General features: G+C 43.1%; 16 protein-coding genes. 9 read left to right on the forward strand and 7 right to left on the reverse strand.

The window, feature by feature from the left end; all coding sequences use genetic code 11:
* Nucleotides 1-7 precede the first annotated feature (7 nt).
* Nucleotides 8-667, reverse strand: a complete 660-nt coding sequence (locus NWE73_RS00955; protein WP_277576392.1) for a succinate dehydrogenase cytochrome b subunit — start codon at nt 665-667, stop codon at nt 8-10.
* A gap of 178 nt (nt 668-845) precedes the next feature.
* On the opposite strand from NWE73_RS00955, the gene NWE73_RS00960 reads away from it, so the two are divergent.
* The 9 genes from NWE73_RS00960 to NWE73_RS01000 all read left to right on the forward strand — a co-directional run bounded on the left by NWE73_RS00960 (nt 846) and on the right by NWE73_RS01000 (nt 9,021).
* The gene (locus NWE73_RS00960; RefSeq protein WP_277576393.1) at nt 846-1,619 is read left to right on the forward strand and encodes an electron transfer flavoprotein subunit beta/FixA family protein; all 774 of its coding nucleotides are present in this window, start codon (nt 846-848) and stop codon (nt 1,617-1,619) included.
* A gap of 12 nt (nt 1,620-1,631) precedes the next feature.
* Nucleotides 1,632-2,600, forward strand: coding sequence for an electron transfer flavoprotein subunit alpha/FixB family protein (locus tag NWE73_RS00965; RefSeq protein ID WP_277576394.1), 969 nt, complete (start codon nt 1,632-1,634; stop codon nt 2,598-2,600).
* 15 nt (nt 2,601-2,615) lie between these two features.
* Complete coding sequence (locus NWE73_RS00970; RefSeq protein ID WP_277576395.1) at nt 2,616-3,269, forward strand: lysophospholipid acyltransferase family protein; 654 nt, start codon at nt 2,616-2,618, stop codon at nt 3,267-3,269.
* A 53-nt stretch (nt 3,270-3,322) separates the two neighbouring features.
* Nucleotides 3,323-4,132: a peptidylprolyl isomerase gene (locus NWE73_RS00975; RefSeq protein ID WP_277576396.1), complete on the forward strand. Its 810-nt coding sequence runs from the start codon at nt 3,323-3,325 to the stop codon at nt 4,130-4,132.
* A 63-nt stretch (nt 4,133-4,195) separates the two neighbouring features.
* Nucleotides 4,196-5,164 (forward strand): peptidylprolyl isomerase, encoded by a 969-nt coding sequence (locus NWE73_RS00980; protein WP_277576397.1) that lies wholly within the window; start codon nt 4,196-4,198, stop codon nt 5,162-5,164.
* A complete protein-coding gene (locus tag NWE73_RS00985; RefSeq protein WP_277576398.1) occupies nt 5,157-6,101 on the forward strand; it encodes a peptidylprolyl isomerase in 945 nt (314 codons plus the stop codon). The genes NWE73_RS00980 and NWE73_RS00985 overlap by 8 nt, the downstream gene beginning before the upstream one ends.
* A 10-nt stretch (nt 6,102-6,111) precedes the next feature.
* Nucleotides 6,112-7,062, forward strand: coding sequence for a 4-hydroxythreonine-4-phosphate dehydrogenase PdxA (locus NWE73_RS00990; protein ID WP_277576399.1), 951 nt, complete (start codon nt 6,112-6,114; stop codon nt 7,060-7,062).
* A 74-nt stretch (nt 7,063-7,136) separates the two neighbouring features.
* Complete coding sequence (locus tag NWE73_RS00995; RefSeq protein ID WP_277576400.1) at nt 7,137-8,507, forward strand: phosphomannomutase/phosphoglucomutase; 1,371 nt, start codon at nt 7,137-7,139, stop codon at nt 8,505-8,507.
* Between the two features lie 232 nt (nt 8,508-8,739).
* Complete coding sequence (locus tag NWE73_RS01000) at nt 8,740-9,021, forward strand: hypothetical protein (protein WP_277576401.1); 282 nt, start codon at nt 8,740-8,742, stop codon at nt 9,019-9,021.
* A gap of 71 nt (nt 9,022-9,092) precedes the next feature.
* Here NWE73_RS01000 and NWE73_RS01005 read toward each other — a convergent pair whose 3' ends face one another.
* The 6 genes from NWE73_RS01005 to NWE73_RS01030 all read right to left on the reverse strand — a co-directional run bounded on the left by NWE73_RS01005 (nt 9,093) and on the right by NWE73_RS01030 (nt 12,619).
* Entirely contained in the window at nt 9,093-10,079 is a 987-nt protein-coding gene (locus NWE73_RS01005; RefSeq protein ID WP_277576402.1) for a MerR family transcriptional regulator, read from the reverse strand.
* A gap of 120 nt (nt 10,080-10,199) precedes the next feature.
* Nucleotides 10,200-10,511 (reverse strand): ATP synthase F0 subunit C, encoded by a 312-nt coding sequence (locus NWE73_RS01010; RefSeq protein WP_277576403.1) that lies wholly within the window; start codon nt 10,509-10,511, stop codon nt 10,200-10,202.
* 36 nt (nt 10,512-10,547) lie between these two features.
* Complete coding sequence (atpB, locus tag NWE73_RS01015) at nt 10,548-11,237, reverse strand: F0F1 ATP synthase subunit A (protein WP_277576404.1); 690 nt, start codon at nt 11,235-11,237, stop codon at nt 10,548-10,550.
* Nucleotides 11,227-11,595 (reverse strand): hypothetical protein, encoded by a 369-nt coding sequence (locus NWE73_RS01020; RefSeq protein WP_277576405.1) that lies wholly within the window; start codon nt 11,593-11,595, stop codon nt 11,227-11,229. The genes atpB and NWE73_RS01020 overlap by 11 nt, the downstream gene beginning before the upstream one ends.
* Nucleotides 11,596-11,597: 2 nt before the next feature.
* Nucleotides 11,598-11,822 (reverse strand): AtpZ/AtpI family protein, encoded by a 225-nt coding sequence (locus tag NWE73_RS01025; RefSeq protein ID WP_277576406.1) that lies wholly within the window; start codon nt 11,820-11,822, stop codon nt 11,598-11,600.
* Nucleotides 11,822-12,619 (reverse strand): tetratricopeptide repeat protein, encoded by a 798-nt coding sequence (locus tag NWE73_RS01030; protein WP_277576407.1) that lies wholly within the window; start codon nt 12,617-12,619, stop codon nt 11,822-11,824. Before NWE73_RS01030 ends, NWE73_RS01025 begins: the two co-directional genes overlap by 1 nt.
* Between the last annotated feature and the right edge of the window lies 1 nt (nt 12,620).

The following is a 12,620-nucleotide window of genomic DNA, read 5'->3' on the forward strand; positions in this document are numbered from 1 at the left end:
ATTCTCCTTATTGAGCAATCAAAAAGAGGTAAGTAGGTTGAGCGATAAAACCCAAAGCAACGATAACTGCATAAGCGTAGCTTAGTTTTTTCCAAGTATTGCGATAAGTGCCTTCCATCAAACCCAAAGATTGGAATGTGGATCCCACACCGTGACTTAAATGGAAACCAAGAAGGATCAAGCAGACAACATACCAGGCTACATAGCCCGGGCTTTGAAAGACTTCGGCCATCAACTTCGCAAGGTCACGCATCTCAACGCCTTTAACAGTCGTAGAGTAGTAAGTGCCATACTTGAATGTGATGATGTGAAGAATGATAAATACTAGAATCAAAGAACCTTGGATCGCCATTGTACGTGAAGCCAAAGAAACTTTTTTCTTTCCGCCCGCAGACACAGCATATCGCTGATCTTTAGCCGTACGATTGCTGATCGTCAGTGAGATCGCAGTGTAGACGTGAACAATCAATGCCAAAACTAGCACTGTTTCAGCAACGTAAATGATGTTGCCGCTAGTAAGTGCGTGGCCATATGAATTGTAAGCATCGTGACTTACGAAGATGAGTAAATTTCCGGCCATATGAGCCAGCACAAAGCCCGCCCAAATCAAACCAGTGATCCCCATTAAGTACTTTTTCCCGACGGTAGAACCGAGAAATCCAGACATGGTGTTGAACCCCTTATTTGTTAGTTTTGTATTCTCAATAAGTTTTTAATAAACTACTCCTCCGGCCTAGAACTGTCCATGACACAGGTCATGTTTCGCAATACGTTAAATTTGGATTTTAGTTTTGCGTTTCCTAGACTTGCGATAGAACAAAACCTCTAAAAAACGGGGTAAAACTATGAAGATTTTTGTGTGCATCAAGCAGGTGCCTGACACCGAAACAAAGATTAAAATCTCTCCCGACCAAACCGGAATCGAAGCGGCGGGCATTAAGTGGGTTATGAACCCATATGACGAGTATGCAGTTGAGGAAGCTAACAAGCTTCGCGACGCCAACCCAGGATCCCAAGTTTGGGTTTTGAGTGTTGGACCAAAGGCTCGTGTTGTGGAATCTCTTCGCACCGCTTTAGCAATGGGCTCTGATGAAGCCATTGTGGTGAACGCTGAAGGTTTGGACAGTTTTGCAACTGCAAAAGCACTTGCTGAAGTGATCAAAGCTGAAGGTGGCGCAAAAGTAATCTTCTCTGGCAAGCTTGCGATTGATGACAATGCTTCATCCGTCAGCCAAATGATGGCTGAATTCCTGGGTGTTCCGCATACAACTGTGGTTTCTAAGTTTGCATTCACCCCTGAAAGCGTCACTGTAGAACGTGATATCGAGGGCGGAGCAAAAGAAGTTGTACAGATGATGACTCCAGCAGTAGTTGCGGCAAACAAAGGCTTGAATATGCCTCGTTACGCAAGTCTTCCGGGAATCATGAAAGCAAAAAAGAAAACGATCAAAGAGATCGAATTTGCTTCTTTAAACATTCCAGCGACAGACATCAAAGTTAAGTACTCTGGTATGACTCTTCCTGCTGAAAAACCAGCTGTGAAAATGATCTCTGGCGATGCGGCTGCACAAGCTTCTGAGTTGGTTAAACTTCTTCGCGATGAAGCGAAAGTTCTGTAAGGAGCAATGAATATGGGTAAAGTATTAGTTTTTGCTGAACACACGAACGGAAAACTCAAACGCAGCTCTATCGAACTTATTCAAGCGGCTGCAAAATCTGGAAACACTGTGGTTGCAGTAGCATTCGGAGCTCACGCTGCGGATGTAACAGCAGCAATGGGTCACAATGGCGCCAACGAAGCTCACATCGTAAAAGATGCAGCTTTGGACGCTTACAATCCAGAATCTTTTACTGCAAACATCGTTGCAATCATCAACAAAGTTCAACCTTCCATCGTGCTTGCGTCTGCTTCTTCTACTGGTAAGGACTTGTTCCCAAGAGTTGCAGCTCGTTTGAACACAGGCGTTGCAAGTGACTGCACAGAGCTAAAGATCTCTGGCGACAATGTTACTGCTGTTAAGCCTATGTATTCTGGCAAAGCATTTGCGACTGTAAACTTTGAAAACAGCCCTATCAAAATCGTTTTGATGCGCGCAAATCAACTTCCAGTTGAAGCTGCTGATACAGCAAAAACTGCAAACGTTGTTGAACATGCCGCTGCCGCAACCGACCTTAAAACTTTGATCAAAGAGATCGTTAAGGGCGCTAGCGAAAAGCTTGATTTGACTGAAGCAAACATCATCGTTTCTGGTGGTCGCGGCTTGAAAGAGGCCGGCAACTTTAAAATGTTGAATGATCTTGCTGACGTATTGGGTGCCACTGTTGGTGCTTCCCGTGCCGTTGTTGACGCTGGTTGGGTAGGACACGGCATGCAAGTTGGACAAACTGGAAAAACAGTTGCTCCTACTTTGTATATCGCTGTTGGTATCTCTGGCGCGATTCAACATTTGGCTGGCATGAGCGGTTCTAAAGTTATCGTTGCTATCAACAACGATGCAAATGCGCCGATCTTCCAAAAAGCCACTTATGGTATCGTTGGTGACGCTTTTGACATTGTTCCTAAATTGACTGAAGAGTTCAAAAAAGCTCTTCACCACTAAAGAAATTTGGGCTTGGTGTTTAGAAAATATATCCTTCCGATAATTGTTTTCATTTTTTATCGAACCCTCTCGTGGACGTGGAGGGTTCGAATCATCGAGCCTGAATCTCTTCAAAAATCCCTTGAAGATAGAAAACCTGTTGTTCTTTCTCACTGGCATGGCGATGAGCTTGCGTTGATTTCCATTGTTAAACGCTACAACATCGCCACCATTGCCTCCCAATCCAAAGATGGCGAATTGATGTCCAAAGTACTTGGATGGCTGGGCGCAAGAACCAGTCGTGGCTCTTCATCTCGCGGTGGAGTTCAGGCCCTTAAGGGCTTGTTGCGTTTACTAAAAGACGGGGGAAATTGCAGCTTTGCAGTAGATGGCCCGAAAGGTCCGTTACACAGAGTGAAGCCTGGAGTCTTTGAACTTTCGCGCATGATTCATGGCCCAATTTACGCTGTCGGTGTGTACTGCGATCGCGCTATTTATTTTCCAAAATCTTGGAATAAAACTTACCTGCCGAAGCCCTTCGCTCGAGTGATCATTTATTGGGTTGGCCCCATGGATGAGATCAAAAAAGAGGTCGATCCAAGAAACCCAGACCTTGCTCTAGAGTTAGAGACGCTTTTGCACCACGCACGGGCCCAAGCTCTTAATTCCATTGCCGATAATGATGCCTAGTGCTAGCCTTTTTCCATAGTACGAATTCAACTTTTTAAAGGGACTTTTAAAGTATGAAACTTGTTATCAGCATCTTGATGCTCATCTCGGCGACCTCTTTTGCACAGAAATCCACGGAAGTGGTGGCGCAAGTGGGTAATAAAACAATCACACTTGAGGACTTCAATAAAAAGTACAATGAAATACGTACTCAAACGATCAATCCTCCATCGAAACAACTCTTCCTTGAAGATATGATTCGTTACGAAGTGGGCGTTCAGGAAGCTAGAAAACGTGGCTTCGAGAAGGATCCCATCGTTCAAGACCAATACAATCAGGTTCTTTACAAAGCTCTTCTTGAGAAAGAGCTAGGTCAAAAAGTTCAAAAGATCCAAGTTTCAGACAAAGAAATGGAAGCTTGGTATAAAAACAATCCAGAACTTCGCACCAGCCATATCTTGATCGAATACAAGCCAGGCGCGACGCCAGCCCAAGTCGCAGAAGCACAAAAACGTGCGACTGAAATCTTCGAAGAAGTTAAGAAAAGCAAACGTCCTTTTGAAGAACTTGTTAAATTGTACTCTGACGATGCTCTTTCAAAACAAGTTGGTGGCGACATCGGCTGGCAATCTCGTGTAACGCTTGTTCCGAATTATTACGATGCAATCCAAGCAATGAAAGTCGGTGAAATCAAGGGCCTCATCGAGACTCAGTTTGGCTTCCATATCGTAAAATTGACAGGTCGTAGAAGCTTTGAGAACGCAAATAAGCGCCAAATCAGAGCTGCAGTATTCGATGAAAAGAGAAAAATGCTTTTCAACGAGTACTTTGAGAAGTTGAAAAAGACTTACTCTATTAAAGAAAATAAAAGTGCTCTTAAATAATTGATTGTCTCGCTAAGGCGAATAACAATCCCTTTTGCTTAGGCAAAAAAGGAAACACTTTAAATGAAATTTCTTAAGAGCCCCGCAAAAACGGGGCTTTTTATTTTGATGACTCTCGCATTGGCAGGATGTCCTTCCAAATATCAACGTCTTTCCAAAAAGCCGGTTGAACAAGTGAATGATCACGTTTTAACAACGAAGGAATTTGCCAACCAGCTTGCCAGAAAACTTCGCAATTTCGACGCGCTGGCCGCCAAAGACCCGAATAACATTCACCGAATTAAAGAAGAAATTTTGCGCGATTTCCTGGTGAAGAGTCTGACTCTGGATTGGGCAAGATCACAAAGCATCGTCGTTTCGGAAAATGCTCTGGATAAAGAAGTGGATAAGTTGCGAGCAAACTACCCGGATGATCTGTCATTCAGAAGATCCTTGGCTCAAGAAAATCTCTCCTTTTCGGAATGGCGTGAAGAACTTCGTTATGTTCTGATCGAGCGGGAAGTCTTTAAAAAAATTAATGAAAAGGTGAAGAATCCCTCCGACGAGGAGATCAAACGCTATTACGAAGACCGCAAGGATCAGTATAAACGCAAAGAACGCATCTATATTCGTCAGGTTGTTGTAGATAACGAGGCTAAGGCTGACGCCATCAAGGTCGATCTTAAGTCCAAGGACTTTGCCGATATCGCCAGGAAGTTTTCCATCACTCCAGAGGCAAAAAACGGTGGCCTTGTCGGTTGGATTGAAAAAGGGACTGTAGACTACTTTGATCCTCTTTTTAATGCAGGCTCCGGAATCCAAACGGTTAAAAGCCCCTTTGGCGTTCATCTTATCAAGGTCGAAAAGAAGGCCCCTGCTTCAACAGCTCCACTGGAAGAGGTTAAAGCTCAGATCATACGAGCTCTAAAAGCGCAACGCGAGCAGGCAGAATATGTCGCATGGCTTGATGCACAGCTCAGAAGTAGTAAAGTCCTCAAAGACTATGATTTGATGAACTCTATCTCTGTCGACACTCGAGGGACGAATGATTAGTGTATTAATTGTTTTGATGTTTTCTGCACCAGTAAAAGCCGAAGTTGTTGAAAAAACTTTGGCCGTGGTTAATTCCGAGATCGTCATGGAATCGGATTTAAAGCTTTTGCAAAAACGTATGACGAAGCCAGGCATGGTTGATGATGCTCTTTTAATGGATAAATCCGTTGAGAGCCTTAAAGGCGATCGCAAAGCTCAGCTCGATTATTTGATTAACGAAAAGATTATTGAATCAGAGATCAAGCGCTTGAACTTAACCATCACCAATGATCGCGTGGAATCCGAATTCAAAGACATGGCGAAAAGAAACAATGTGCCTGAATCAGAATTGGAAAATATTCTTAAGGGCCAAGGCATCTCGTCCGCTGAATATAAAGTCTTCTTGAAAGAGAAGATCGAGAAGCAATCACTCATGGATCAGGAAATCATTTCGAAACTTCGCATTTCTGATGACGATGCATTGAATGAATACCTCAAAAACAATCCTAACAGCCGCCCTTCAATCGACGAATTTAGCGTGGCGCATATCTTCTTCAGCCCTAAAAAGGGTGGGCCCGAGGCGGCTTATAAAAGAGCCGAAACAGTTCTGGCTAAACTTCGCAACGGTGAAAGTTTTGAAACTTTAGCGGAACAATACAGCGAAGATCCCAACTTCTCTTCTGGTGGAACCTTGGGAACATTCAAATCCGGCGAATTCCTTCCGGAGATCGAAGCAGCGATTTCAAACCTCAAAGTAGGTGAAACGACTGGAATCGTAAAATCACGTTTGGGTTACCACATCGGCAAATTGACTGGTAAAAAACTCACAACAGATCCCAAGTTTGAGAAAGCCAAAGAACGAATTAAAGCTCAACTTTTGGAAACCAGTTTTAAACGTCAACTTAAGTTCTGGCTTCAGAATAAGCGAGACGAGTCTTTTGTAAGAATTAACGAGTAGATCTGTGGGTGTGCTTAAAGTCGTACTCACCACTGGGGATCACGACGGCATTGGCTTGGAAGTCACTGCCAAGGCACTTCATAAAATGGGTCCACAAAAAGGAGTTCAATTCTTTTTGTGGCGTAAAGACGGAATCTCATCAAAATACCTAAAACTTATCGACCAAAAATTCACTCGCATCACGGTCGATGATCTCGAAGAGGCTTTAAAAATTGAAGGCCCTTATCTTGTCGACATAGCCTCAGATCTGACACCCGCACATTGGGTCGAACAGACCGCTAAAGCCTGCTTTCAAAAGAAGGTCGATGCCATGGCAACGGCCCCTCTATCTAAAACCTCAATCAAAGAGGCTGGCTTTAAGGATCTTGGACATACCGATATTTTGAAGCGCGTTTCAAAGGTTAAATCCGTGCATATGGGTTTTATTGGCGATCACTTCAACGTCGTTCTGGCTACCGGGCACCTGCCGATTGCCCAGGTGACCAAACATCTTAGCTTTTCTGTTGTTGCCGAAGCTCTCCTGCACGCGAATCAAGTGCGCAAATCTCTTCCACCGGCACAACAAAAAAAGCCAATCGGTATTTTGGGGTTAAATCCTCATGCCGGCGAAAATGGTCTGATTGGGCAAGAGGAGCTTTTGATTTTTCCAAATCTAAAATCCTTTGCGAAAGAACATAAGATTCCGATAGAAGGACCCTTGGTTCCCGACGCTGCTTTCTTCCCGGAAAACTGGAAGAAGTACTCCGTCTATGTGGCTCTTTATCATGACCAGGGCTTGATTCCGTTTAAGATGATTCATGGGCAAGATAGTGGAGTTCATATCTCTTTAGGCATTCCTTTCGTCCGCACGAGTGTCGATCACGGCACAGCGAAGGATATTTTTGGTAAAAATAAGGCTAATCCAAGCTCAATGCTTGATGCCATTCGCTGGGCTATAAAATTAGCTCGACAGCATTCATAGTTAATATTATTTCTAATGGTTTCAATTACTTACTCGGACGAAGTCAGAGTGTAGATAGGTAAAGTGAGGTTACAATGTACGTACCAGTAATTTTCAGAGAATACGATATCCGCGGCGTTTATAACGGTCAGTTCGACGATCATTTCGCATACCTTTTGGGTCGCGCTTATGTTGTGTACATGAAGCAAAATAAGAACATTTCCAACCCAACAGTAACCATCGGTCACGATGCTCGCGTAAGCTGTGATGCTATCGTAAAAAATCTTGCAAAGGGCCTTACTGATTCTGGTGCTAAAGTTATTCACTTGGGTCTTGTTACAACTCCAGTATGTTACTTCTCAACATTTGAAATGAAGGGTGTGGATGGGGCTGTGCAAGTCACAGGCTCGCACAATCCTCCAGAATTCAACGGCTTTAAGATCTCTGTTGGTAAATCCACGATCTTCGGGGCTGAGATTCAAAAGCTTCGCGAAATTATTGAGAAGAATGAATACATCGACGGCAAAGGCTCCGAGGAGCATTTCGATATCAAACCGATGTATTACGAGCGTTATAAAAAAGAATTCGGCCAAATGAAGGGCATTAAAGTTGTCCTGGATTGCGGAAACGGTGCTGGCGGATCTGTTGTTAAAGGTCTTTTTGAGGCAGTCGGATTGACGCCAACAATTCTTTTCGAAAAACCAGATGGCACATTCCCGAATCACCATCCGGATCCTACCGTTGAAGAAAATTTGCAGGATCTTGCGAAGCAAGTTCTTAAAGAGGGCGCTGTTTGCGGTATCGGTTTCGACGGAGATGCGGATCGCATTGGTGTTGTTGATCACACCGGCCGCATGATTTATGGCGATGAATTGATGGTCATCATTTCTCGCGCAATTCTTGAAACACAAAAGGGTGCGAAAATTATCGGCGACGTAAAATGCTCTGATCGTTTGTATCACGACATTGCTAAACATGGCGGTCACCCAATCATGTGGAAAACTGGTCACTCTTTGGTTAAAGAAAAAATCAAAGTAGAAAAAGCTCCCTTCGGCGGCGAGATGTCTGGTCACGTCTTCTTTGCGGATCGTAATTATGGATACGACGATGCACCTTACGCAGGACTTCGTTTGGTAGAAATCTTGGCAAAAACCGGTAAAACAATTCCACAATTGCTCGAAGGTTTGCCTCCAGCTTTCAACACTCCAGAAATTCGCATTGATACAACTGAAGAAAAGAAAGTTCTGATCGTAGAAAAAATGATCGAAGCCTTCCCTGAAAAAGCAGGGGCTGATTATAAAGTGGATTTCACAGACGGTATCCGTTTGAGTTTTGCAGACGGTTGGGCTTTGTGCCGCTCTTCAAACACACAACCAGTTTTGGTTGTTCGTTATGAAGCAACAACGGCAGAGGGTATGAAACGCATTCAAGATCGTGTTGAAGCTGTCGTAAATAAATATCTCTAAATATTTAATCGACTTCTTACTCTTCAAAAAAGGACCTCTAGAAATAGGGTCCTTTTTTTATTCTGCATTTCTTAATTTTAAGAAATGAGCCATGAAATCTGTGGCTACCCACAGAGCCTCGTATAAGACTTTTATAATTCGAACCACTTTTCACAAGCTTCCGTAAATAATTTGACTCAGATGAGTAATTCTACGATTTAGAGGCACAACTTATTAATCGAAAGGATTTTCCATGAAAGCACTTCTTGCTGCTATGACTTTGGTATTCGCTTCTCCAGTATTCGCTAACTGCGTAAGCGAAATGATGGCTACAACAACTCACGGTGACCGTGACGCTGCTGCTCGTCTTTGCTCACACAGCCAAGCTGTTTGCAACCTTAGCCAAATCATCGCTACTCACAATGGCATGAACTACAGCCAAGCTATCGAACTTTGCGTTCGTAACTTGAAATCAAACGCAGACGTTATTGAGTGCGTTTCTAAAGGTTACAACTACTCTGAGTGCCAACACTAAGAATAGTACATACAGCAATTTATTGCGTATGAGAGAAGGACCACCAAAAAGTGGTCCTTTTTTATTTTAGACTAAGAAATTCTTAAATTATCTTGATCGATTCCAGCGGTCAAAACAGCAGCTATAGAAGATAGCAGTGCAATCTCTTCTTCGTACGCCATGATGCGATTTAACTTCAGGTGCACTTTGGGTTTCAAGTTGAATCCATACATGTCCAACTCTTCGCCATCACTGATAACACCACCTATATGTTGAATCTGTGACTCCAAAGCCCGATTCTTAGAAAAATAGAAAATTCGCCCTTTTTGAACCTCCAGGTTTCCTGCAAAAGAAACAGAAGCACGATCATCCGCATTGATCACTGTAGTTACGTGGGGGCCTGCCTCAGCGAATAAGCGAAGATAATTTCGCTCCACCTCATTCGAGTGTGTACTTAGACTTTTAATAACTATCACGTCGGCATTGATGGCCAAGACTTCATCCGAAGATAGATATCTCTCTGGAACAACTAAAATATAAGGTTTTTCGTCCGGTAATATAAAGCCCTCATACCACTGAAGAATCGAGATATCTTGATGTGAGTTGCGGTAGTGCTGTTGAATAAAAATTGCGGTTTTATCTAAACCCTCACAGCCCGTAACAAGAATCGAAACCTTACCATAAAAACTCATGATCGCTCTCCTTTGTTGAGCCTTTAGTGGCTCTGTTTTCTTTTGCAAAGAGGAGAGGATATTTTCGATTTGATTTTTTTGTTCACGAAGAAGGTCTGCTTGCCCTTCAATGAATGATAACCGAGACTTCATTCCAACTATCAATTTTTCGGAATCAAGATCACCATCGGATTCTAATAGACCCTTGATATCGGCCAAAGAAAATCCAAGATCTTTGAATTCCTTCAAACGACGAGCTTTATGTAGCTGATCCTCTTGATAATAGCGATAACCGTTTTCGCCACGAGCATGGGATTCGATAAGACCTATTTTCTCATAGAGGCGTAGTGCCCTAGCAGACACGCCAATTTTTTTAGAGAATTGTCCGATGGTAAGCCAGTTCTTCATCCTAACCTCAAAAAGACTCTCGAGGTTGCCCTTGGGTCAAGGTCAAAGACTTTTGGAAGGGTAGAAAATAAAAAAGGCCGGGTTTCCCCAGCCTTCTTAAAATCATTTTTGAATTTCTAATTAAGAAAGTTTCAAAGCGATGATCAACGCGTAGATAACCAATGACTCGATCAACGCAAGACCCAAGATCATTGGGATCAAAAGTTTACCAGAAGCCGCTGGATTGCGAGCGATACCTTCAAGTGCTGTAGCAGCAGTTTTACCTTGAGCCATGGCGCCACCGAATACTGCAACTGCGATAGTCAAAGCAGCAGCCAAAGCAACCATACCTTTATCAGCAGTAACAACTGGAGCAGCAGCAACAGCAGCTTCTTGTGCGAATGCAGATACAGAAGCCAACAAAGCAACCATAGCAACGATCATTTTTTTCATGTGAATCTCCTCTTATTGAGTGGTTATTTTTGCTTTTTAGTGATCGTGTGCAATCGCGAATGCCACGTAGACCATTGAAAGCAAAGTAAATACAAAAGCTTGAACAAAACAAACGAACAATCCCATTACGTAGAATGGAATTGGAACGCCAATTGGAACGAGATCAAGGAACACAGAAAGTACTGTGTGGTCACCCATCATAACGTTCGCAAGACGAAGACCTAATGAGAAAGGTCTTACCAAGTGAGATACGATTTCGATTACAAACATCAATGGAGCCAAGAAAATCACCGGACCCATGAAGTGCTTCAAGTAAGCAACGATCCCGTTTTCTTTCACACCCTGGAAGTTATAAAACAAGAACATCAAGATACCGAAACCGAATGTCGTATTGATGTTTTCAGTCGCAGGAGTCATTCCTGGAATCATACCAACCAAGTTGTTGAATACGATAAAGAAGAATACTGAAGTGAAGAACGGAACATAGTGTTTACCGTGCTCGCCGATAACCATTTCAGCTAAGCCTGACATTGTCTCAGTCAGCATTTCCATAACACCACGAAGAGAGAATTTATCTGCAGGCAATACAGCGGTTTCGCCTTTACCCAAAGATGCACGAGCAGCAACACCGATACCGACAGTTGCAGCTGTTGTGATTGCAAGAGTTGCAACGTGATCGTAGTGGTGGCCTACGCCAGGAATAAGTTGTGTCCAATTAAATGACATTGTCGTTTCCTTCTTTTAAAGCTGATCTAAGGGACTCGTCGATGGCAAAATAAATCGCCGAGAGTACGAAACTCGCAACTCCCATCGCAAACCACAATGGTGTGAACCATGGCAGCTTCACGATCGTGAAGATAATAATCCCTAAAATCGCATACTTAAATACAATGATCGAGATGGCTAGGGCAATCAATTTCTTCTCGAAGATAAGGCTGAAGCCAATTCCAAGCATAAGAAAGCTAAGAAAAATAACTAAAGAGCCGGCCAGGAATGAATAACCCTGGTGCGCCGCGGTAAAGATTGCTATCAGGAAGCTTCCCAAGGCACTGACAAGCAGGTGGGAAATAAGGACTTTTTTCATTTTTACTTTTCGTCTTTTTTCGAACTTTTATCTTCTTGGTCCTGCATACGCTTTAAAAGCCAAATGACTCGAAAAAGCCATCCCATCAAGCTTGCCAAACTCAGACCCACAAAAATAAGGCCCTTTGTGTGAAACTTCGTATCCAGATATTCACCTAGGTAAAAACATCCGATGATCAACCCGACAAGTTCAAAGCCAATAGATGCAAAAATTATATAGTTTCTCATTACTTCCTTAAGCCTCGCGCGCCGGGAGCATTCTTTTGGCGTTCTTGCAGTCTCTTAATGCGAAGTTCAATATATTCAGGAGGGTTGTACTTCCCCCGGTATTCTTCCAAAACTTTGATGGCTTCTTTGAAGTTGTTATTTTCCTCATAACAGACGGCGAGCGTAAGGCCTACGTTCTCTTGTATCGATTTTTGAGGATAGTTCTGCATGAGCGTTTTAAAGATGTCCGTGGCTTTAGCGTACTCCTTTTTACCGACCAGAATATTTCCTTTAAGCATAAGCGCATTGAACCTGATGTTGTCGTCGGCCCTTAATCTCAAAAGGTTGTCGATTTCCGACTCTGCTTGAAAGAAATTGTTCATATAATAGTGAGCCCGCGCCACATTCATTTTGTACTGTGCAGCTTCAAGATCCGTGTGTGGCATCTGTTGTAGCTTGCTGTATTCGATAATCGCCAAATGATAGTCTTGAAGGTTGTTGAAATAGATCGAGGCAATTTGTTTTTGAGCCTCAAGACGCTCTTTTTCATTCGGAGCATGTAAAACAATGAAGTGATAATATTGTATCGTCTTTGGATAGTCTTTGAGTTCAAAGAATGAAATTCTAGCGGCCTCTCGGGCTGCCTCTAATGGGAGTTCGCTGGGTGAATTTCGCAAAATCACACGGTCCAAAAAAGTCAGGGCCACCTTATGGTGACCCTGTGCAATGTTTTTCTGTGCTTGTTTAAAGTCGCCCTCTTCCTGCGAAGAACAGGCGGAGAGTACCAGCACTAAAACAATCAGAAGAGTTCTGATCATT

Origin of the sequence: Bdellovibrio svalbardensis (assembly GCF_029531655.1) — a bacterium.
GTDB lineage: Bacteria > Bdellovibrionota > Bdellovibrionia > Bdellovibrionales > Bdellovibrionaceae > Bdellovibrio > Bdellovibrio svalbardensis.

What these genes read in the sequence shown, in the direction of transcription:
- NWE73_RS00985 (WP_277576398.1), top strand. Translation starts at nt 5,157, where the DNA reads ATGATTAGTGTATTAATTGTTTTGATGTTTTCTGCACCAGTAAAAGCC.
- NWE73_RS01010 (WP_277576403.1), bottom strand. Translation starts at nt 10,511, where the DNA reads ATGAAAAAAATGATCGTTGCTATGGTTGCTTTGTTGGCTTCTGTATCT.
- NWE73_RS00975 (WP_277576396.1), top strand. Translation starts at nt 3,323, where the DNA reads ATGAAACTTGTTATCAGCATCTTGATGCTCATCTCGGCGACCTCTTTT.
- NWE73_RS00980 (WP_277576397.1), top strand. Translation starts at nt 4,196, where the DNA reads ATGAAATTTCTTAAGAGCCCCGCAAAAACGGGGCTTTTTATTTTGATG.
- NWE73_RS01020 (WP_277576405.1), bottom strand. Translation starts at nt 11,595, where the DNA reads ATGAAAAAAGTCCTTATTTCCCACCTGCTTGTCAGTGCCTTGGGAAGC.
- NWE73_RS00955 (WP_277576392.1), bottom strand. Translation starts at nt 667, where the DNA reads ATGTCTGGATTTCTCGGTTCTACCGTCGGGAAAAAGTACTTAATGGGG.
- NWE73_RS00995 (WP_277576400.1), top strand. Translation starts at nt 7,137, where the DNA reads ATGTACGTACCAGTAATTTTCAGAGAATACGATATCCGCGGCGTTTAT.
- NWE73_RS01000 (WP_277576401.1), top strand. Translation starts at nt 8,740, where the DNA reads ATGAAAGCACTTCTTGCTGCTATGACTTTGGTATTCGCTTCTCCAGTA.
- NWE73_RS01005 (WP_277576402.1), bottom strand. Translation starts at nt 10,079, where the DNA reads ATGAAGAACTGGCTTACCATCGGACAATTCTCTAAAAAAATTGGCGTG.
- NWE73_RS01025 (WP_277576406.1), bottom strand. Translation starts at nt 11,822, where the DNA reads ATGAGAAACTATATAATTTTTGCATCTATTGGCTTTGAACTTGTCGGG.
- NWE73_RS00960 (WP_277576393.1), top strand. Translation starts at nt 846, where the DNA reads ATGAAGATTTTTGTGTGCATCAAGCAGGTGCCTGACACCGAAACAAAG.
- NWE73_RS01030 (WP_277576407.1), bottom strand. Translation starts at nt 12,619, where the DNA reads ATGATCAGAACTCTTCTGATTGTTTTAGTGCTGGTACTCTCCGCCTGT.
- NWE73_RS00965 (WP_277576394.1), top strand. Translation starts at nt 1,632, where the DNA reads ATGGGTAAAGTATTAGTTTTTGCTGAACACACGAACGGAAAACTCAAA.
- atpB (WP_277576404.1), bottom strand. Translation starts at nt 11,237, where the DNA reads ATGTCATTTAATTGGACACAACTTATTCCTGGCGTAGGCCACCACTAC.